Source organism: Pseudomonas sp. Mb7, assembly GCF_054790525.1.
In genome coordinates, this window is record NZ_CP186501.1 from 5072569 (window position 1) to 5092373 (window position 19805).

General features: G+C 60.5%; 18 protein-coding genes. 11 read left to right on the top strand and 7 right to left on the bottom strand.

Annotated features, from left to right (window positions below; all coding sequences use genetic code 11):
• Positions 1–233: 233 nt before the first annotated feature.
• From ACOYXH_RS22940 to ACOYXH_RS22975, 8 genes are all read left to right on the top strand, one after another.
• Positions 234–2168 carry a putative nucleotidyltransferase substrate binding domain-containing protein gene (locus tag ACOYXH_RS22940; protein WP_305883329.1) on the top strand — a complete coding sequence of 645 codons (1935 nt, stop codon included), beginning with the start codon at positions 234–236 and terminating at the stop codon, positions 2166–2168.
• Entirely contained in the window at positions 2165–2872 is a 708-nt protein-coding gene (locus tag ACOYXH_RS22945) for a 3'-5' exonuclease (protein WP_258708910.1), read from the top strand. The genes ACOYXH_RS22940 and ACOYXH_RS22945 overlap by 4 nt, the downstream gene beginning before the upstream one ends.
• Before the next feature lie 353 nt (positions 2873–3225).
• Positions 3226–3702 carry an RNA polymerase sigma factor gene (locus tag ACOYXH_RS22950; RefSeq protein WP_189661312.1) on the top strand — a complete coding sequence of 159 codons (477 nt, stop codon included), beginning with the start codon at positions 3226–3228 and terminating at the stop codon, positions 3700–3702.
• Entirely contained in the window at positions 3699–4673 is a 975-nt protein-coding gene (locus ACOYXH_RS22955) for a FecR domain-containing protein (RefSeq protein WP_095050284.1), read from the top strand. Before ACOYXH_RS22950 ends, ACOYXH_RS22955 begins: the two co-directional genes overlap by 4 nt.
• A 234-nt stretch (positions 4674–4907) precedes the next feature.
• A complete protein-coding gene (locus tag ACOYXH_RS22960; protein ID WP_460066242.1) occupies positions 4908–7334 on the top strand; it encodes a TonB-dependent siderophore receptor in 2427 nt (808 codons plus the stop codon).
• Between the two features lie 74 nt (positions 7335–7408).
• A complete protein-coding gene (locus ACOYXH_RS22965) occupies positions 7409–8539 on the top strand; it encodes a PepSY-associated TM helix domain-containing protein (RefSeq protein ID WP_460066244.1) in 1131 nt (376 codons plus the stop codon).
• On the top strand, positions 8536–8715 hold the full coding sequence (locus ACOYXH_RS22970; RefSeq protein WP_095050282.1) for a hypothetical protein: 180 nt from the start codon (positions 8536–8538) through the stop codon (positions 8713–8715). Before ACOYXH_RS22965 ends, ACOYXH_RS22970 begins: the two co-directional genes overlap by 4 nt.
• A gap of 209 nt (positions 8716–8924) precedes the next feature.
• A complete protein-coding gene (locus ACOYXH_RS22975) occupies positions 8925–9554 on the top strand; it encodes a glutathione S-transferase (protein ID WP_095126234.1) in 630 nt (209 codons plus the stop codon).
• Between the two features lie 208 nt (positions 9555–9762).
• Here ACOYXH_RS22975 and creD read toward each other — a convergent pair whose 3' ends face one another.
• The 4 genes from creD to rloA2 all read right to left on the bottom strand — a co-directional run bounded on the left by creD (position 9763) and on the right by rloA2 (position 13977).
• Positions 9763–11133 (bottom strand): cell envelope integrity protein CreD, encoded by a 1371-nt coding sequence (creD, locus tag ACOYXH_RS22980; protein ID WP_095050279.1) that lies wholly within the window; start codon positions 11131–11133, stop codon positions 9763–9765.
• 168 nt (positions 11134–11301) lie between these two features.
• Entirely contained in the window at positions 11302–12720 is a 1419-nt protein-coding gene (gene creC / locus ACOYXH_RS22985) for a two-component system sensor histidine kinase CreC (protein ID WP_460066247.1), read from the bottom strand.
• Positions 12720–13400 (bottom strand): two-component system response regulator CreB, encoded by a 681-nt coding sequence (creB, locus tag ACOYXH_RS22990; RefSeq protein WP_460066250.1) that lies wholly within the window; start codon positions 13398–13400, stop codon positions 12720–12722. The genes creC and creB overlap by 1 nt, the downstream gene beginning before the upstream one ends.
• Positions 13401–13473: 73 nt before the next feature.
• On the bottom strand, positions 13474–13977 hold the full coding sequence (rloA2, locus tag ACOYXH_RS22995) for a retropepsin-like aspartic peptidase RloA2 (RefSeq protein WP_460066252.1): 504 nt from the start codon (positions 13975–13977) through the stop codon (positions 13474–13476).
• Between the two features lie 257 nt (positions 13978–14234).
• On the opposite strand from rloA2, the gene ACOYXH_RS23000 reads away from it, so the two are divergent.
• Positions 14235–15122, top strand: a complete 888-nt coding sequence (locus tag ACOYXH_RS23000; protein WP_095050276.1) for an acyltransferase — start codon at positions 14235–14237, stop codon at positions 15120–15122.
• Position 15123: 1 nt separating this feature from the next.
• On the opposite strand, the gene ACOYXH_RS23005 is transcribed toward ACOYXH_RS23000, so the two are convergent.
• Positions 15124–15681 (bottom strand): DUF2780 domain-containing protein, encoded by a 558-nt coding sequence (locus ACOYXH_RS23005; protein ID WP_095112740.1) that lies wholly within the window; start codon positions 15679–15681, stop codon positions 15124–15126.
• A gap of 150 nt (positions 15682–15831) precedes the next feature.
• Between ACOYXH_RS23005 and ACOYXH_RS23010 the strand changes: the two genes are divergently transcribed.
• On the top strand, positions 15832–16467 hold the full coding sequence (locus tag ACOYXH_RS23010) for an RNA polymerase sigma factor (protein ID WP_095050274.1): 636 nt from the start codon (positions 15832–15834) through the stop codon (positions 16465–16467).
• Positions 16464–17138, top strand: coding sequence for an anti-sigma factor (locus ACOYXH_RS23015; protein WP_258708914.1), 675 nt, complete (start codon positions 16464–16466; stop codon positions 17136–17138). The genes ACOYXH_RS23010 and ACOYXH_RS23015 overlap by 4 nt, the downstream gene beginning before the upstream one ends.
• Positions 17139–17390: 252 nt before the next feature.
• Here the strand turns inward: ACOYXH_RS23015 and fdhA are convergent, their stop codons facing one another.
• Positions 17391–18590, bottom strand: a complete 1200-nt coding sequence (gene fdhA / locus ACOYXH_RS23020) for a formaldehyde dehydrogenase, glutathione-independent (RefSeq protein WP_093429915.1) — start codon at positions 18588–18590, stop codon at positions 17391–17393.
• Positions 18591–18789: 199 nt separating this feature from the next.
• On the bottom strand, positions 18790–19647 hold the full coding sequence (purU, locus tag ACOYXH_RS23025; protein ID WP_008086918.1) for a formyltetrahydrofolate deformylase: 858 nt from the start codon (positions 19645–19647) through the stop codon (positions 18790–18792).
• Positions 19648–19805 lie beyond the last annotated feature (158 nt).

A 19805-nucleotide genomic window follows, 5' to 3' on the forward strand; every position in this document is an offset into this window, starting at 1 on the left:
CACCTGGCACAGTCGTCAGACATCGCTAAGCAGAGCTTCAATGTGCACTTCGTCGGATTTTTTTCCAAGAGGCTGGCGGGCGAATTTCCGACTGTTTTTGTAGGGCACTTCCCAAATGTGCCGAACGGCATGGCAAACCTAGACTTACGTCCAATGGGCACCCCGCCCGCAGGGGTCGACCATGGCCAGAACGATCCGACAACAACAATTCGAAAAAGACTGCGGTAATGGTTATGAGTAAAGCGGACGCCTTCACCCAGGCAGGGAAAACCGCGGTATTGCAGAACATTCAGGGCACCCTGCAATTCCTCCAGCGCTTCCCGCCCTTCAATCAGATGGAACACGCCCACCTGGCTTATCTGGTGGAGCAATGTCAGCTGCGTTTCTACGGCCAGGGCGAAAGCATCATCAAACCCGCCGACGGCCCGGTTGAACACTTCTATATCGTCAAGCAAGGTCGGGTGGTCGGCGAACGTCAGCACATCACCAAGCCCGGCACCGAGACCACGTTTGAAATCACCACCGGCGAATGTTTTCCGCTGGCCGCATTGCTCGGCGAACGCGCGACGCGCACCGAGCACCTTGCGGGCGAAGACACTTTCTGCCTGCAACTGAACAAACTGGCGTTCATCAAACTGTTCGCCCTCTCCAACGCCTTTCGCGATTTCGCCTTGCGCGGGGTAAGCAGTCTGCTCGATCAAGTCAATCAGCAAGTGCAGCAGAAAGCCGTGGAAACCCTCGGCACGCAGTACTCGCTGAACACCCGACTGGGCGAACTGGCGATGCGTCACCCGGTCACCTGCAGCCCCGACACGCCATTGCGTGAAGCGGTGAAGCTGATGCACGAGCAGCAGGTCGGCAGCATCGTTGCGGTGGATGCACACAAGGCGCCGCTGGGCATTTTCACCCTGCGTGATCTGCGTCATGTCGTGGCTGCGGGCGTCGGTGATTTCAGCGAGGCCATCGAGCGCCACATGACGCCTTCGCCCTTTTATCTTTCGCCGGATCACAGTGCGTTCGATGCGGCGATTGCCATGACCGAACGGCACATCGCGCATGTCTGTCTGGTCAAGGATCAGCGTTTGTGTGGCGTGGTCTCAGAACGTGATCTGTTTTCGCTACAACGGGTCGACCTGGTGCATCTAGCCCGGACGATTCGCAGCGCCCAACGCGTCGAACAGCTGGTCGGTCTGCGCGGTGAGATCGGCCAACTGGTCGAGCGCATGCTTGCTCATGGCGCGTCGTCGACGCAGATCACCCACATCATCACCTTGCTCAACGATCACACTGTGTGCCGGGTGATCGAGCTGACCCTCGCGGAAAAAGGCGATCCCGGCGTGCCGTTCAGTTGGCTGTGCTTCGGCAGCGAAGGCCGCCGCGAGCAAACGCTGCACACCGATCAGGACAACGGCATTCTGTTTGACGCCCGCGATGCTGCGCATGCAGCGGAGATTCGCGGCAAGCTGCTGCCGATTGCGCAGCAAATCAACCAGAGTCTGGCGCTGTGCGGCTTCACTCTGTGCAAGGGCAACATCATGGCCGGCAATCCCGAGCTGTGTCTGTCGCGGGCAGAATGGGCACGGCGCTTTGCAGCTTTTATTCGTGAGGCGACGCCGGAGAATCTGCTCGGGTCGAGCATTTATTTCGACCTGCGCGTGGTCTGGGGTGATGAACAAGGCTGTGAACAACTGCGCCGGGGCATTCTCGATCAGGTCGGCGACAACCGTTTGTTCCAGCGCATGATGGCCGAGAACGCCCTGCGCAATCGTCCACCGGTGGGGCGTTTCCGTGAGTTTGTGCTGGCACGCAAGAATGGCGAGAAAGCCACGCTGGACCTGAAGGTGCAGGGGCTGACGCCGTTCGTGGATGGCGCACGATTGCTCGCGCTGGCTAACGGTATCGACGCCAACAATACCCTCGAGCGCTTCCGTCAGTTGGTCGAGAAAGAAGTCATCGAGCGACTGGATGGCGCGGCGTATGAAGAGGCCTATCACTTCATACAGCAGACGCGCATGCAGCAGCATCAATTGCAGACGCGGGAGAACCTGCCCTATTCCAACCGCGTCGACCCGGACAGCCTCAATCACCTCGACCGGCGCATCCTGCGGGAATCCCTGCGCCAGGCCCAGCGCCTGCAAAGCAGCCTGACCTTGCGGTATCAGCTATGAGCCTGTTCTCGTGGCTGCGCCCGGCGAGTGCGGTGGTGCCGGTGGATTTTCAGCAGCGTCTGGCGCAGCTGCCGACGATTACCGAGCTGAGCGAATGCACACTGCGCGAACAACGTTGGGTAGTGCTGGATCTGGAAACCACCGGGCTGAATCTGAACAAGGACCGTGTGTTGTCGATTGGCGCGGTGGTGATCGAGGACGGCGCGATCGATTTCAGTCAGCAGTTCGAACGCACGCTGCAATGTCGCGAGCTGAAGCTCAGCCCCAGCGTGTTGATTCACGGGTTGGGGCCGAATGCGATTGCGGCGGGCAGTGAGCCGGTCGAGGCGTTGCTGGAACTCATGGAATTTATCGGCGACAGCCCGGTGTTGGCGTTTCATGCGCCGTTTGATCAGCACATGCTCGGGCGTGCGCTGAAGGAACATCTGGGGCACAAGTTGCAGCAGGTCTTTCTTGATGTCGCCGACATTGCACCGCTGGTGTGTCCGCAAGCGAATATTCGTGAGGCCGGGCTGGATGAGTGGATCGACTGGTTCAAGCTTGAGGTGTTCGAGCGGCATAACGCCAGTGCCGATGCGCTGGCCACTGCGGAGTTGGCGTTGATTCTGTTCAGCCGGGCGCGGGGGCAGCAGATTCATAGTCCGTTGAATTTGCAGCAGCGGCTGAGTCAGTGGAAGCGGCGGCAGCAGGCGCCTTCGTTCTGAAATTGAGTCAAGTCCAAGATCCATCCCCCTCACCCCAGCCCTCTCCCAAAGGGAGAGGGAGCCTACCGAGGTGTCTCGGGCTCTTCATCGACCTGAGAAATCGGGTCGATTATGGATTCCCTGAAGTTCGCTCAGGTCGGTGTACCTCCAGAATATCCCCCGATCGATCCCCTCTCCCCCCGGGAGAGGGCTAGGGTGAGGGTCTGCCTTTAAACGCTTACCTGACCAGTGGCCAATTGCTAACCATTCCCACCTCTGCCACAATCGCGAACAATTCGCGTTAGTTAATATTTCCCAATCGGTGATGTCCGGTGTCGTCAGTCCCAAGCCCTAACAGTGAGCTCGTCGGTGCGATGTATCGTGACCATCGCGGTTGGCTGCTGGCGTGGCTGCGGCGCAATGTGGCCTGCCCGCAGCGCGCCGAAGACCTGAGCCAGGACACCTTCGTCCGCCTGCTCGGTCGCGACGACATGCTGACACCCCGTGAGCCCCGCGCCTTTCTGGTGGCGATCGCCAAAGGCTTGCTGTTCGACTACTTCCGCCGTGCGGCGCTGGAACAGGCCTACCTCACCGAACTGATGCTGATCCCCGAAGGCGAACAACCGTCGGTGGAAGAACAGCAAATGATTCTCGAAGACCTCAAAGCCATCGACCGCTTGCTCGGCAAACTGTCGACCAAGGCCCGCGCCGCTTTCCTTTATAACCGCCTCGATGGCCTCAGCCATGCCGAGATCGCCGACAAGCTCGGCGTCTCGGTGCCGCGCGTTCGGCAGTATCTGGCGCAAGGCATTCGGCAGTGCTACATCGCCCTGTACGGTGAGCCGACGTGAGCCCGGCCAGTTCCAGACCGGTGCCGGCGCATGTGCTGGACGCGGCGATTGCCTGGCAACTGACCCTCGACTCAAGCAGCCCGCTGGAGCGTGAGGAATTCGCCAAATGGCATGCGGCCCATGAAGAACACGCCCGCGCGTGGCGGCAACTGGGCATGCTCGATCAGCGCTTCAGCGTGGCCAAAGGTCCGGCCCGCAGTGCCTTGCTGCAGTCACGCGAAGGCATTCGCCGCCGGGTGCGCAGACTGGGCGGTGGGCTGGCCAGCGTTGTGGTGCTGGTCGGTGTGGGGCTGTTCGCCAGCGAACGCTTTCTGCCGCTGGATTACTGGCTCGCCGATCAACGCACCGCGACCGGTGAGCAGCGCACCGTGCGTCTGGCGGACGGCACTGTGTTGAATCTGAACACCCACAGTGCGGTGGATGTGCGGTTCGATGAGAAGCGCCGGTTGATCGTGTTGCAGGAAGGCGAAATTCTTGTCGAAACCGGGCATGGCGATGCGCGCCCTTTTATCGTCGAAACCCGCGAAGGCAGCATGCGCGCGCTGGGTACGCGGTTCCTGGTCAAGCGTGAAGAAGAAGGCACGCGCCTGAGTGTGTTGCAGTCGGCGGTCGCGGCGCACCCGCAATCCAACCCTGCAGAGCAAATCCTCCATGAAGGCCAGCAAGTGCTGCTGCGCAGTGATGGATTGGGTTCGATCGTCGCGCTCAACCCCGGCGCCGATGCCTGGACGCGCGGCATGCTGGTGGTCGATAACGCGCGGTTGGGCGATCTGGTGCACGAACTCGGGCGTTATCGTCGCGGGCATCTGGGCGTGGCACCGGACGTGGCTGACCTGCGGATTACCGGTAGCTTCCCGCTGCATGACACCGATAAAGCCCTGAGCGCCCTGCTGCCGACCCTGCCGGTGCAGATCGAGCGGCATACGCCATATTGGGTCACAGTCGCTAAGGCCGAGCCCTCCTCCCCTTGACCTGATCGTTCCCACGCTCTGCGTGGGAATGCAGCTCGGGACGCTCTGCGTCCCTGCCGAAGCGGACGCAGAGCGTCCATTGAGGCATTCCCACGCGGAGCGTGGGAACGATCAAGCCCGCAGAAATGTGGCTGTTTCCAGTTAATCGAAATTATTTTCATCCTGCCCTATCACTTTCTGCTTTTCATCCGGCACACAGGCAATTGAGAAATATTTCCATTCAGGAGCCGCCGTATGTCCCGTTCGCTAGACACCTTGTTGCGCCCCGGTCTGCTGGCCGTCGCCATCGCGCTCAGCGCGCCGCTGATCAGCAGTCCGTTGCTCGCCGCTGAACAAGCGTCCAGCGTGCGCGCCTACAACCTGCCGGCGGCGCCACTGTCGACCACCCTGAACCAGATCGCCAGCCAGGGCGGCATTGCGCTGTCGCTGAATCCGTCGCTGGCGGCGGGCAAGACCTCGGCGCCGGTCAACGGCCAGTACGACGCGGCCGGTGCCTTGCGCGCAGCCCTGCGTGGCACCGGTCTGCAACTGGAACAAAGCAGCACCGGCACCTACACCCTTGTGGCGGTGCCTGAAGGGACGTTGGCCCTGCCGGAAACATCGGTTATCGGTGTGGAAAACTTCGAAAGCGCCTGGGGACCGGTCGACGGCTACACCGCCACCCGCACCGCCGCTGGCAGCAAGACCGACACCGCACTGGTCGAAGCGCCGCGTTCGATCTCCGTCGCGACTCGCCAGCAAATGGACGACCGCAGCGTGCACAGCCTCGATGACGCCGTGCGCTACATGCCGGGCATCACCGCCAGCAGCTACGGCAGCGACACCCGTGCCGACTGGCTGCGGGTGCGCGGTTTCGAACCGACCCAGTTCCTCGACGGCCTGCCACTGCCAAAAGGCGTGTACGCCAACCCGAAACAGGAAACCTGGAACCTCGACCGCCTCGCCCTGCTGCGTGGCCCGGCGTCGTCGGTGTACGGTCAGACCCCACCGGGCGGTTTGCTGGACATGGTCAGCCGTCGCCCAAGCGCCGAAGCCAGCAACGAAATCCAGCTGCAGTACGGCAGCGACAATCACCGTCAGATCAACTTCGCCAGCACCGGCAAGATCGATGACGCCGGCCAGTTCCTCTACGGTCTCAGCGGTGTGGTGCGCGACAGCGGCACGCAAGTCGATCACGTCGACAACAAGCGCTACAACATCGCGCCGAGCCTGACCTGGAACATCGACGACGACACCAAGCTCACCCTGCTGAGCCAGTTCACCCGCGACGATACCGGCATCACCAGTCAGTTCCTGCCGATTCAGGGCACCAAGATCAAGTCACCGTTCGGTGATATTTCCCACCACAAGAATGTGGGTGATCCGGACTGGGAATATTACGATCGCACCTACTACGCGCTGGGCTACGCCTTCGAACATCGTCTGAACGATGTCTGGCAGTTCAAGCAGAACCTGCGCTACACCAAGTCGGACCTGTCGTTCCAGTCGCTGACGCCGGGTTCCTACCCGTTCACCGAAGTGGATGATCAAGGCAACGTCGGGCGCACCAGCACCAGCGTCGAAGAAGACATCAGCCAGTTCGCCGTGGACAACAACTTCCAGGCCGACTTCGCCACTGGCGATATCCGCCACACCCTACTGCTGGGCCTGGATCATCAGCGCAGCAACACCAACTACACCTCGATCTTCGGCGACGGTTTGACCACCAACGTGATCACCCCGATCTACGGCCAGCCAATCGTACGTCCAGCGCGCTCCACGGCGTTTTACGATTACGACCAGAAAACCTACCAGACCGGCCTGTACATTCAGGACCAGATGGCCCTCGACCAGTGGCGCCTGACCCTCGGCGGCCGTGAAGACTGGGTGCACACCAGCACAAAGTTCATCAACAAGGGCGATGCCACCAACACCCAGCGTGACAAGGCCTTCAGCGGCAACGCAGCGCTCAGTTATGTCTTCGACAACGGTTTCGTGCCGTACCTGTCGTACGCTGAATCCTTCCAGCCGACCACGGGCGCCGACGCTACCTCGACGGGTTCGCTCAAACCGACCGAAGGCAAGCAGTGGGAACTGGGCATCAAGTACCAGCCACCGGGCAGTAAAACCCTGCTGACCGCCGCCGTGTACGACCTCACCCAAAAGAACGTCTCGGTCAACACCTTCGTCAACAACGTCTCGATCACCAGTCAGACCGGCGAAGTGAAAGTCAAAGGCCTCGAGCTGGAAGCGGTTTCCGACGTCACCGACAACCTGAAAGTCATCGCTGCCTACACCCTGGCCAAATCCGAAGTGCAGAATGGCGTCGACAAGGGCAATCGCCTGCAACTGATGCCGAACCAGCAAGCGTCGCTGTGGACCGATTACACCTGGCACGCCGGCGTCCTCGACGGCTTCGGCATTGGCGGTGGCGTGCGTTACACCGGCAACACCTACGGCGACAAGGCCAATACCTGGCTGGGCAAAGCGGACGCCTACACCGTGTTCGACGCAAGTGTGCATTACGACCTCGGCCGTCTGGACAACAGCCTCAAAGGCGCGTCGCTGGCGGTCAACGCAACCAACCTGTTCGACAAGGAATACATTTCCACCTGCGACAGCTTCTACTGCTACTACGGCGACACACGCAGTGTCGTCGCCAGCGCCACTTACAAGTGGTAAGCGCTTGAGCTGAAACAGGCCCTGTGACCAGGCCGTCCTTCGTGGACGGCTTTGGTGTTTTTGAAGGTCATGAAATGAAAAGTAAAACAATTCGTCGCTGGTCGTTCATCCACACCTGGACCAGCCTGGTCTGCACCGTGTTTTTGCTGATGCTGGCACTGACCGGTTTGCCGCTGATCTTTCATCACGAGATCGAGCACCTGCTCGGCGACGCACCCGAAGTGCGCGAGCTGCCAGCCGATACGCCTCGATTGAATCTGGCGCAACTGGTCGAGGCCGCCGAAAAGCATCGCCCCGATGACGTCGTGCAGTACTTCGGCTTCGATGACGATGAGCCGAACGCCGTGCTGACGATCATGGCGAAAACCGCTGGCACCGAACCGAATTCCTCGCACACGTTCATGCTCGATGCGCGAACCGGGGAAGCGCTGGAAACGCCTTCGGCCAATGGCGGCTTGATGCTGTTCATCCTGCGACTGCATGTCGACATGTTCGCCGGGCTGCCGGGCAAATTAATGCTGGCGTTCATGGGGCTGCTGTTTGTCGTGGCCATCGTATCCGGGACGGTGCTGTACCTGCCGTTCATGCGCCGTTTGAAGTTCGGCACGGTGCGTCAGGACAAGTCGACACGGCTGCGCTGGCTCGACCTGCATAACCTGATCGGTGTTGTCACCCTGACCTGGGCGCTGGTTGTCGGCGTGACCGGTGTGATCAGCGCCTGCGCCGACCTGCTGATCGCTGCCTGGCGCAATGACGCACTGACTGCGCTGATCGAACCGTACCGCGGTGCGCCACCGCTGACCCACCTGGCGCCGGCCACGCGTTTGCTCGATATCGCTGCTGAAGTTGCGCCGGAGATGAAAACGGATTTCATTGCCTTCCCCGGCACACGCTTTTCCAGCGAACACCATTACTCGGTGTTCATGAAGGGTGGCACGCACCTGACCTCGCATCTGCTGACGCCGGTGCTGATCGATGCGACCACGCTGCAGGTCACCGCCGTGGCCGAACGGCCGTGGTACATGGACGCCATGGGCATGTCGCAGCCGCTGCACTTTGGTGACTATGGCGGCATGCCGATGAAAATCCTCTGGGCCACTCTGGATGTGCTGACGATCATTGTGCTCGGCAGTGGCGTGTATTTGTGGGTGGTGCGGCGCAGAGCGGCCAGGCCTGTGCTGGAAACGGCGGAGGCCTCTGCATGAAGCCGCGTCAGTCGAGTTTCTGGAAAGTCTTCAGCACGCCGATCGTGATTGCGTTGCTCAGTGCGGCGGGGTTGTTTGCGGCGTTGCTGGGGGATGGGATTTGGGATGCATTGAGCTGGGTCGGACTGGGTGTTCCGGCCTTTCTGGCGATCAGGGGATTGTTGCTGCGCAGGTAGTTTTTGTGCTGTCGGTGATGGCCTCATCGCTGGCAAGCCAGCTCCCACAAGGATCTCTGCTGGGCCTGAAATGTGTGTTCACTGCAAAAACCTGTGGGAGCTGGCTTGCCAGCGATGGCGCCCGGATGGGCGCCATAAATTCCCTCGCCAGCCATCGCGGTTCTGACTAGGCTAACCACCTGCTCTTCGACGATCACCGAGGTTTGCCAATGTCCGCCCCCAGCATGACCCTGTACCACAACACGCTCTCCCCGTTTGTGCGCAAAGTGATGGTGTTGCTGCACGAAACCGGCCAGCAGGATCGCGTCGCGCTGCAAGACTGCGTGCTAAGCCCGGTCAGCCCGAGCGCCGAGCTCAATCTCGACAACCCGCTGGGCAAGATCCCTGCCCTGCGCCTGGCCGACGGCAACGTTATCCATGACAGCCGGGTGATCCTCGAATACCTCGACCAGCAGCATGTCGGCAATCCGCTGATCCCCCGCGAAGGCGCGGCTCGCTGGCGCCGCCTGACCCTGGCCTCGATGGCCGACGGGATCATGGATGCGTCGGTGATGGTGCGTTATGAAATGGTCCTGCGCGCGCCGGAAAAGCATTGGGATGAATGGCTCGAGGCTCAGCGCGACAAGATCCGCCGCGCCCTCGCAGTGTTGGAAAAAGATGCCATTGCCGAGCTGACCAGCCATTTCGATGTCGCGGCGATCAGCGTGGCGTGTGCGCTGGGTTATCTCGATCTGCGTTTCCCGGACCTGGGCTGGCGTGATGCCAACCCGCAACTGGCCAACTGGTTCTTTGAGGTGAGTCAGCGACCGTCCATGATCGCCACGATGCCCAAGCCTTAAATCGGCGGCGCCTGTTCCGGCCTCTTCGCTGGCAAGCCAGCTCCCGCAGGATTTGTGGTAGATCGGGGATTTGTGTCATCACCGAACTCATTGTGGGAGCTGGCTTGCCAGCGATGGCACCACCTCGGTTCCACAGGCAAAAAACCGATCATCCGCGTCACCAATCCCTCCCTCCAGCACTGATCCTCACGCAATCCCAGCGACCGGCTCATTGCATCGCCCCGACATCAAACTCCAACGGCTTCGCCGGTTTCTGACCGATCCCGTACCAATCCAGTTTGCGCGTCAGCACCATGAACACACCGAGCAAACCAAACAGCAACAACGAGCCCATCAACAACGCGTAATCCTCAGCGCTCAGCAAGCCATAAAGCAGGCCATACAACGCCGCCAGCCCCGCCGAAAAACTCAAGCCGTGACGCACACTGCGCAGCACATGGCAGACATAAAATCCGATCAACACCACACAGGCACTGGCCGACAGCAAATATGCCAGGGCAAAACCAATGTGCTCCGACAGCGACAGCAACAACAGATAAAAGAATGCCAGCGCCACACCAACCAGCGCGTATTGCACCGGGTGCACGGCCAGACTCTTGAGTACTTCGAAGAGGAAGAAACCGGCGAACGTCAGGACAATGAACAGCAGCGCATACTTGATCGCCCGGTCACTCTTCAGATATTGATCCACCGGATCGATAAAGCTCACACCGAAGCTACGACCGTTGAACGCCTCGCAATCATTGCTGCTCACGCAACGGCTCATGGCGTCTTGCAGGTTGGTGGAGAAAAACGTGGTCTGCCAATCGGCGCTGAAACCTTGATCATTGATTTCACGTTTGCCCGGCAGGAAGTTGCCGACAAAGCTTGGATGCGGCCAGTTGGCAGTGAGGCTGACGCTGCTGCTCTTGCCCACCGGCAGCACCTGCAATGAACCAGTGCCTTGCAGACGCAGGTCGAAGCCGAAGCTCAGTTCCGTGGTTTTACTGGTGTCGAGCAACGGCAGCGTGACCCGCACACCTTCACCGAGCCAACCGACTTGCGTACCCGGAACGAAATCGAGGCGCTGGCCATCGAGCTCCAGTTTCAGCGCATTTTCGATACCGCGAATATCGCTGATACCGACCGCGAGAAACGGTGCATCGAACTGGTAGTCGCTGAAGTCTTCCTTGATGCCCAATTGCGCCGGCAATGAGAAATGGCCGTTGATGCGGTTATCGGCGTGGAACAGCCGCGCCTCATAAATGCCCCGCGCACGCAGTTCGGTTTGCACCTGGCCGTCCAGTTCAAATCGTTCCGGCAGGAAGTACAAACGCCCGCGTTCTTCGCCCGGTTCGTCGTAACGCTGGTTGGTTTTATCGTTGGTTTTCCAGTTGTGAATCACTTTGCGATACGGCACCACCATCACCGGGCCGCTCAGTTGCTGGCTGTAGCTGGAGCTGCGGGCAATGTCTTCGAGCACGCCATCGCGCAGCTGTTGGCGCTCGTCGATGACGCCGTCGATCATCAGCAGCGGGATCAATAACAGCAGGATCAGCAGGGCGATGGCGCCGAGCTTTATAGTCAGATTCTTGTTCATGGGACTCTCCCTGTTTGGATGGGGAGAGTCTGCTGAGTGGGTGTGGGGGTTTTGTGGGGGGAATGTGGAGATTGTGTGGAAAAATCAAAAGATCGCAGCCTTCGGCAGCGCCTACAGGTGTACGCACCCTATGTAGGAGCTGCCGAAGGCTGCGATCTTTTGACGGAATCAAGGCAAGCGCAATGTCACCTCAACACCACTTTCGACATTACGAATCTGCATCGTCCCACCATGTAACTTGACCACCTCTTCAACGAAGTTAAGCCCCAACCCCGTGCTTTTTCGTCCACTGTCCGGGCGCGGCAATGAGTAGAAGCGTTCAGTCAAACGCGGCAAAGCGTAGTCAGGAATCGGCGCCGTTTCATTGAACAATCGAAATTCGATCTGCTCGCCAACCCGCTCGGCACTGAAGCGCAGCAGCCCCTCAACCGGGGTGAAATCCAGCGCATTCTCCAGCAGATTACCCAACGCCTGACGCAGCAGAAACGGCTCGCCAATCAACAGCAGATCCGCCGCAATAGTCTGTTCGATGCGCAACTGTTTGCCTTCAATTCGCGCCGCCTGCCCCTGCAACAACTGATCAACCAGCGCCGCCAACGGCACGGCGACCCGCTCTTCAAGGCCCTGACGTTGTTCCACTTGTGCCAGATTCAACAACCGCTCGATCAACTGCTGCATCCGCGTACTTTCACTGTCGATGTTGCCGACAAAGCGCAATCGCTGAACCGGCGGCATGTCCCCTTGCAGCAACTCCGCCGCGCCACGAATCGCCGCCAGCGGACTTTTCAGTTCATGGGTCAGCGTGTGCACATAACGCTCGACGTAGGCCTTGCCTTCCAGTTGCGTGCGCATCTGTTCCACGGCGGTAGCCAATTGTTCCAGTTCACCGCCACGGTAATGCGGCACTTCCACCCGCCGGCCCTCACTCACCGCTTGGGCATAACCGGTCAGACGATGCAGCGCGCGGCTCAGCCACCACGACAGCAATGCGCCAAAGAGCAGACCGAGACCGATCAATCCGGCGCCGTAAAACAGCAGGCGCCGCTCGGTGCGATCGACGTAGGGCTGCAATGAGCTGTTCGGCTTGGCCACGGTGACGACACCGATGATCTGGCCGTTGTCGCGGATCGGCGCGCCGACGTGCATCACCGACGAGCTGGCGTCATCCGGATCACTGCGGCTCGAACGTGCGCCGTACTCACCGCGCAGGGTCAGGTAGACGTCGTTCCAGCGCGAGTAATCCTGACCGACCGCGACACCACTGGAATCGAGCACGACGATGCCTTTCGCGTCGGTGACGTAGATGCGGTGGTTGACCTGATTTTTCGGCAAGCCCCAGATGGTCGCTTGCGGCTGACGCTCGCCATACGCGCGCAGCAATTCAGGCCAGCGATTCTCACTGAGGGTGCCGGCCTTGAAATCATCACGGAGGATTTCCGCCATCAGGTTGGCGGTATCGACCAGGGTTTCTTCGGTGGACTGGCGCACGCCGGGGCGGATTTCTTCCATCACCGTGTTGAGCACGAAATACCCGGTCAGGCCGACAAACAGCACATACACCAAAAAGATCCGCAGCCCCAGTGACATCAGCTGTGCCCCGGGCTGTAGCTGTAACCGAGGCCGCGATGGGTCTGGATCGGCTCGGCGTCGGCACGCACCAGACGCAGTTTGGCGCGCATGCTTTTGATGTGGCTGTCGATGCTGCGCTCGTAACCGGCGTCGGCCGCCACGCCCAGCGCATCGAGTAATTGCTCGCGGCTGAAGACCCGCTCGGGTTGTTCGAGCAGGCATTGCAGCAGGCGGAATTCGTGGCGGGTCAGGCTTAACGTCTGGCCGCGATAAATGATTTGAATCCGTTCCGGATCAATACGGAACAGCGCTGAACTGGTCTCAATCGCTGGACGCGGCGCCATGCGTTTCAGGATTGCCTTTACTCGCGCCGCGACTTCTCGCGGGCTGAACGGCTTGACCACGTAGTCGTCGGCGCCGATTTCCAGCCCGACCACACGATCAATCTCGGCATCGCGGGCGCTGAGGAACAGCACCGGCACCTCGCTGAAGCGCCGCAGTTGCTTGCAGGTCTCGAAACCGCTGATGTCCGGCAGGCCAATGTCGAGGATGATCAGATCGGCCGGCGTCTGCCGCTGATGTTCAAGCGCCGCCGCGCCGAGGCTCAGCCACGTGGTGGTGAAGCCCTCGCCCTGCAGAGCAAAAATCAGCGTGTCGGCAATCGCCGCTTCGTCTTCGACAATCAGGATATGAGGCATGGCGTCCGAGCCCGTGGGTTAGGTGCGCGAACGGTGCCCCAAGCCTGACGTTACGTCAATGAGACCACTTGGTTCAGCAGTCCGGTTTGTCGGCGGTGAAGCGCCGCGCCGGGTTCACTGCCGCGCCGAATTCACGCAAGGCCTTGGCACCGATCAGCAGCGGGTAGTTGAAGTTGCTGCGGTCGGTCAGGTTGACCTCGACGGTACGCTTGACGTTACCCAGACACAGTTCCAGATCGACCACCGGGCGCTTGGCGACTTCGGTGCTTTCGCCCTCGTCCTCTTCATCCGAACGGCTCTTGATCTTGCTGATCCGCGCGACCTTGTGTTCATAGACCTTGTTGCTGGCGTCTTTGGTGGCGAGGCTGAACCGCACCCATTCATCGCCATCGCGGGTGAAGGTCTCGATGTCCTTGGCCGACAGCGAGGCGGTCAGGGCGCCGGTGTCCATCTTGGCCTTGAGCACTTCACCGCCGATTTCCGGCAGCGCGATGTATTCATAGCGCCCGTACAGGGTCGGCTCGGCGGCCATGACCGGCAGGGCGACGAGGGCAAACAGTGCAAGGAGGGATTTCACGTAAGGGGCTTCCTTGAGAGGTTGGGCAACGGGATTTTAGACCGTTGCGCGCTTGATCGTTCCCACGCTCTGCGTGGGCATGCATCCAGTGACGCTCTGCGTCACAGGGACGCGGAGCGTCCCGGGCGGCGTTACCACGCAGAGCATGGGAACGATCAGGTTAACGCGACTAAAGTGAAACATTCGTCACCGCCGATTTGGCCTGTCGCGCGAAGCTGCTTATCATGGCGTGCCCATCCGTTTGCAAAGAGTTGCTTATGCGCCGCCTGCTCACCGGCTGTTTCGTCACCCTGCTGCTGTTGCTCAACACCCTGATCCTGATCGGGCCGTTGCTGGTATTTGCTCTGCTCAAACTGATCGCACCAGGCCGCTGGCGCGATTACGCGTCGGGCGCGGTGATGTGGATCGCCGAGACCTGGGCCGAGATCGACAAGCTGATTTTCCGCCTGTGCATCCCCACCCAATGGGACATTCGCGGTGGCGAAGACTTGCGCAGTGACACTTCGTATCTGGTGGTCAGTAACCACCAGTCGTGGGTCGACATTCCGGCGCTGATCCAGACCCTCAACCGCCGCACGCCGTTCTTCAAATTCTTCCTCAAGAAAGAACTGATCTGGGTGCCGTTTCTCGGACTGGCGTGGTGGGCGCTGGATTACCCCTTCATGAAACGCTACACCAAGGCATTTCTGGCAAAACATCCGGAGCTGGCCGGCAAGGATCTGGAAATCACCAAACAGGCCTGCGAGCTGTTCAAGCGTCAGCCAGTGACCGTGGTGAATTATCTGGAAGGCACGCGCTACACCGCCGCGAAAAGCGCGCAGCAGCAATCACCGTTCAAGTATTTGCTCAAGCCCAAGGCCGGTGGCGTAGCGTTTGTGCTGGCGGCGATGGGTGAACAGCTGGATGCGATTCTCGATGTCACGGTGGTTTATCCACAGGCGAACATCCCGGGTTTCTGGGATTTGATCAGCGGCAAAGTGCCGCGCGTGATCATCGACATCAAGACCCGCGAACTCGACCCGGCACTGTGGCAGGGCGATTACGAGAATGATCCGGCGTTCCGCCAGACGGTCCAGAACTGGGTCAACCAGCTCTGGAACGAGAAGGATCAGCGCATCGCCGAACTGCGCAGCGAACGCGGCTGAATCAGCTACCGGTGCCGGCACCCCAGATGCTGCCCAGGCTGCTCAGCAGCGAACCGCCGACGCCCTGCTGACCGAGGTATTGCAACAGCACAGGGGCAAACTGGCCGATCATGCCGCTGTCCATGCCCAATGCGCTGAAGGCATTGTTCAGGTCATTGGTGTCCTTGACGTTGCCCAGCGCATTCTCCAGCCCGGCGGACTTGCCGGACGAGCCGAGCAAAGCGCCCAACGCCGCCAGATTGCCGCTGCCACCCGACAGTTTGTCGATGCCTGGCACTTCTTTGGCCAACTGCGAATAATCGGTACTGCTCAATTGATTCTTGGCCAGACCGAGCATCGCACTGGTGCCGCCAACGGCTTGCTCCGGCGTGACATCCAGCGCACTGAGAGCACTGAGCAAACCGGCGGTTTCCGAGGTCGGCGCCGCAGCGGCCGCCTTGTCACCGCCCTGCATCCCCGAAACCGCACCAGCGACGTCGTTCAGACTGAAACCGGCAAACACCGGCCCGGCGGCCAGGGTCAGGAGCGATGCCAAGGCAAAACCGCGTGAAATCTTCATTCAGACATCCTCTTGCGCTGTGAAAACCACCCGTTGCACGAGCAGTGAAACTGCCGGTTTGACCGGGTATCCGCCGGCATGTTCCGGCGCGGCGCATCCATTTTCGTCCGGCCTGCGTATATAAAACGTGAAATCCCGGACACCTTCGCGATGAATGGCACAACCGCTGTCGCTGAACTAGCCTGTGAACAGTCCGAGCCCAGCCCTCGTCGCTCGACCTTTGCCTGGAGAGTGGTCATTTCCATCGCCGACACCGATCAGTTGCGCCAGCTGTTGGCCCAGTGTGCACTGGGCGATCGTCGCGCCTTCGAAACGCTGTACCGCAGCGTCGGCCCGCGTCTGCATGGCGTCGCCCTGCGGTTTATGGGCCGCACCGATCTGGCGGAGGAAGTGCTGCAGGAAAGCTTCGTGCGCATCTGGAACAACGCCTCGCGCTACGAAGCGCACCTGTCGGCGCCGCTGACTTGGATGATCAACATCACCCGTAATCAGGCCATCGATCAGTTGCGTAAACATCGCGAAAGGCCACTGACCGATCTGGAACAGGACACACTGCCGGACGAAAGCCCCTCGGTTCACGAGCAACTGAACAGCGCCCGTGAGGCCAACGCGCTGAACCGATGCCTCGAAACCCTCGAAAGCATGCAGCGCCAGTCAATCACCGTGGCCTACTTTCAAGGATTGTCGTGCACGGAACTCGCCGAACATCTCGCCACGCCACTGGGGACAGTCAAATCTTGGATTCGCCGTGGCCTCGAACGTCTGCGCCGGTGCCTTGAATCATGAACTACCAGACCCCTGCCCTGCGCCGCGCCCTCGCCGCCGATTACGCGATTGGCCTGATGTCTGCACCTGCGCGGCGGCGCTTTGAACAGTTGCTGCTGGATGACGCGGCATTAAGGGCTGAACTGGCGCAATGGCAGGAAAGCCTCGTCTCTCTCACCGAAGCGCTGCCGGAACATCCGGTGCCCGACCGCGTGTGGCAAGGCATCACCGCGCGCATCGAACCGCAGGTGCTGCATGTGCCTGAGAAACGGCCATTCTGGAACTGGCTGCGACTCACCGCTGCGATCTGCTCCATTGCCGTGCTGGTGCTCCTCGGCTCGCTGTACAACCGCGACGACGCCCGCTACCGCGCCACGCTGCTGACCGCCGATGCGCAACCGGCGCTGAAGGTCGAAGCGCATGCGGATTATCTGCAAGTTGAGCCGCTGACGCTGGCGGCGGTTGATTCGGATCGTAGCCTGGAGCTGTGGGCGATTCCGGCGGATGGCAAACCGATTTCCCTCGGCGTTATTCCGGCGGGCGGCAAAGGCAAGGTTGAGTTGAACGAGGCGCAGAAGGTGTTGATCGGCAAACCGATTGCGCTGGCAGTGAGCCTGGAACCGAAAGGTGGTTCGCCGACCGGGCAGCCGACGGGGCCGGTGCTGTATCAAGGGACGTTGGCGGCCTTGTAAAGCCCCTCACCCTAGCCCTCTCCCAGAGGGAGAGGGGACTGACCGTGGTGTTCTCTCGAGTTTCATCGACCTGAATTACCGAGCCGATTATGGATTCACAGCGGTATTTTCAGGTCGGCGTAAATTGTGAGCATCCCTCGGTCGGCCCCCTCTCCCTCCGGGAGAGGGCTGGGGTGAGGGGTAGCTTTTGACCTTGGCTCTAAACAAAAAAACGGCGCCCCTGAAGTCGCCGTTTTGTATCGAACTTAAGCCTTACGCCGCACTAAACAACTTATGCGGATCAATCACAAACTTCTTCGGCACGCCTGCATCGAACTCGCCATACCCTTCCGGCGCCTGATCGAGGCTGATCACCTGCACGCCCACCACTTCGGCGATGTTGATGCGATCCCACATGATCGCCTGCATTAGCTGACGGTTGTATTTCATCACCGGCGTCTGGCCGGTGTGGAAGCTGTGCGACTTGGCCCAGCCCAGACCGAAGCGAATGCTCAGGCTGCCCATTTTCGCGGCGGCATCGACAGCGCCCGGATCTTCGGTGACGTACAGGCCGGGAATACCGATCTTGCCGGCCACGCGCACCACACCCATCAGTGAGTTGAGTACGGTGGCCGGAGCCTCGGCTTTCACGCCGTCGTGGCCGTGGCCGCGTGCTTCGAAGCCGACGCAGTCCACTGCGCAATCCACTTCCGGCTCGCCCAGCAGTGCGGCGATCTGTTCGTGCAGCGGCGTGTCCTTGGACAGGTCGACGATTTCAAAACCCTGCGCCTTGGCGTGGGCCAGGCGGATGGTGTTGACGTCGCCGACGATCACCACCGCCGCACCGAGCAGACGCGCGGAAGCGGCAGCGGCCAGACCGACCGGGCCGGCGCCGGCAATGTAAACGGTGCTGCCCGGGCCAACGCCGGCAGTGACGGCGCCGTGGTAACCGGTAGGGAGGATGTCGGAGAGGCAGGTCAGGTCGCGGATTTTCTCCATGGCCTTGTCGCGGTCCGGCAGTTTCAACAGGTTGAAGTCGGCGTATGGCACCAGCACGTACTCGGCTTGGCCACCGGTCCAGTCGCCCATGTCGACGTAACCGTAAGCACCGCCGGCACGGGCCGGGTTGACGGTCAGGCACACGCCGGTGTGTTGCTCTTTGCAGGAACGGCAGCGCCCGCAAGCCACGTTGAACGGTACGGAGACCAAGTCACCGATTTTCAGGTTTTCGACGTCGGAGCCTTTTTCGATCACCTCGCCGGTGATCTCGTGCCCCAGCACCAGACCGGTTTGCGCCGTGGTACGGCCGCGCACCATGTGCTGGTCGGAGCCGCAGATGTTGGTGGAAACCACTTTGAGAATGACCCCGTGCTCGATCTTGCGACCGCGCGGGTCCTGCATTTTCGGATAGTCGATTTTCTGTACTTCGACCTTGCCAGCGCCGAGATACACCACACCACGATTGCCAGACATGCTTTCACCTCGCTGTTGTTTTTATGGAACCGCGTTGCCCAGGCAGGCAGCGCGTTGAGTGCTCGGGTACAGATGCTGTTTATGTGTTGCCTGTCAGGGCCTCATCGCTGGCAAGCCAGCTCCCACAAGGTTCGGATTGGATTCAAATCCTGTGTACGACACAAATCCCTGTGGGAGCTGGCTTGCCAGCGATGGCGGCCTAAAGAACGACCGTGCGATTGGCGTTGAGAAACACCCTTCTTTCAATGTGATACCCAACCGCCCGCGCCAGCGTCAGGCCTTCAATATCGCGCCCCTTGGCAATCAGATCCTCAGGGTAATGACTGTGATCCACCGCCTCGACACCCTGGGCAATGATCGGCCCTTCATCCAGGTCGTTATTGATGTAATGCGCCGTCGCGCCAACCAGTTTCACGCCCTTGTTGTAGGCCTGGTGATACGGCTTGGCGCCCTTGAAACCCGGCAGCAGCGAGTGGTGAATGTTGATCGCCTTGCCATCGAGCTTGCGGCACAGCTCCGGCGACAGCACCTGCATATAGCGCGCGAGGATCACCAGTTCGGCGCCGGACTCTTCGATCACCTGCCACACCTGACGTTCCTGCGACGGTTTGTCGTTGGGGTCGAGGGGGAAATGGTAGTAGGGAATCTGGTGCCAGTCGGCCAGCGGTTTGAGGTCCGGGTGATTGGAGACCACCGCCGCGACGTCCATCGACAACTGGCCGATGCGCTGGCGGTAGAGCAAGTCGTTGAGGCAGTGATCGGCCTTGGAGACCATGATCACCACTTTTGGCCGGTAGTTCGGCGCGGTCAGCTCGAAGATCATGCCGAAGGCCTGACCACGTTCGGCTAAACCGGCGCGGAAGGATTGTTCGTCGAAGCCGTCGGGCTGGCGGAATTCCACGCGAATGAAGAAACGCCCGGAGAGGCGGTCATCAAACGAATGGTGCTCGGTGACGTAGCAACCCTGCTCGAACAGAAAACGCGTCACCGCGTCCACGGTGCCGAGGACGCTGGGGCAGTCGGCGGTCAGAATCCATGTGTCTGGGGCGCGGCTCATGGTGCGGTGACTCCTGTTCTTTGTGCGGGGTGTCAGGTTTTTCCCTCACCCTAGCCCTCTCCCAGAGGGAGAGGGGACTGACCGAGGTGTTCGTTCGAGCTACGCCGACCTGAAATATCGCGTCGAACTCAGGCTCGAAAAACACACAAATCTGCTCC

Excerpts from the sequence above, each read along its gene's own strand:
- ACOYXH_RS22940 (WP_305883329.1), top strand. The coding sequence starts at position 234 with ATGAGTAAAGCGGACGCCTTCACCCAGGCAGGGAAAACCGCGGTATTG.
- ACOYXH_RS22965 (WP_460066244.1), top strand. The coding sequence starts at position 7,409 with ATGAAAAGTAAAACAATTCGTCGCTGGTCGTTCATCCACACCTGGACC.
- creB (WP_460066250.1), bottom strand. The coding sequence starts at position 13,400 with ATGCCTCATATCCTGATTGTCGAAGACGAAGCGGCGATTGCCGACACG.
- ACOYXH_RS23010 (WP_095050274.1), top strand. The coding sequence starts at position 15,832 with ATGAATGGCACAACCGCTGTCGCTGAACTAGCCTGTGAACAGTCCGAG.
- ACOYXH_RS22960 (WP_460066242.1), top strand. The coding sequence starts at position 4,908 with ATGTCCCGTTCGCTAGACACCTTGTTGCGCCCCGGTCTGCTGGCCGTC.
- ACOYXH_RS23005 (WP_095112740.1), bottom strand. The coding sequence starts at position 15,681 with ATGAAGATTTCACGCGGTTTTGCCTTGGCATCGCTCCTGACCCTGGCC.
- creD (WP_095050279.1), bottom strand. The coding sequence starts at position 11,133 with ATGAACAAGAATCTGACTATAAAGCTCGGCGCCATCGCCCTGCTGATC.
- ACOYXH_RS23000 (WP_095050276.1), top strand. The coding sequence starts at position 14,235 with ATGCGCCGCCTGCTCACCGGCTGTTTCGTCACCCTGCTGCTGTTGCTC.
- ACOYXH_RS22975 (WP_095126234.1), top strand. The coding sequence starts at position 8,925 with ATGTCCGCCCCCAGCATGACCCTGTACCACAACACGCTCTCCCCGTTT.
- ACOYXH_RS22970 (WP_095050282.1), top strand. The coding sequence starts at position 8,536 with ATGAAGCCGCGTCAGTCGAGTTTCTGGAAAGTCTTCAGCACGCCGATC.
- ACOYXH_RS23015 (WP_258708914.1), top strand. The coding sequence starts at position 16,464 with ATGAACTACCAGACCCCTGCCCTGCGCCGCGCCCTCGCCGCCGATTAC.
- ACOYXH_RS22945 (WP_258708910.1), top strand. The coding sequence starts at position 2,165 with ATGAGCCTGTTCTCGTGGCTGCGCCCGGCGAGTGCGGTGGTGCCGGTG.
- fdhA (WP_093429915.1), bottom strand. The coding sequence starts at position 18,590 with ATGTCTGGCAATCGTGGTGTGGTGTATCTCGGCGCTGGCAAGGTCGAA.
- purU (WP_008086918.1), bottom strand. The coding sequence starts at position 19,647 with ATGAGCCGCGCCCCAGACACATGGATTCTGACCGCCGACTGCCCCAGC.
- creC (WP_460066247.1), bottom strand. The coding sequence starts at position 12,720 with ATGTCACTGGGGCTGCGGATCTTTTTGGTGTATGTGCTGTTTGTCGGC.
- ACOYXH_RS22950 (WP_189661312.1), top strand. The coding sequence starts at position 3,226 with ATGTATCGTGACCATCGCGGTTGGCTGCTGGCGTGGCTGCGGCGCAAT.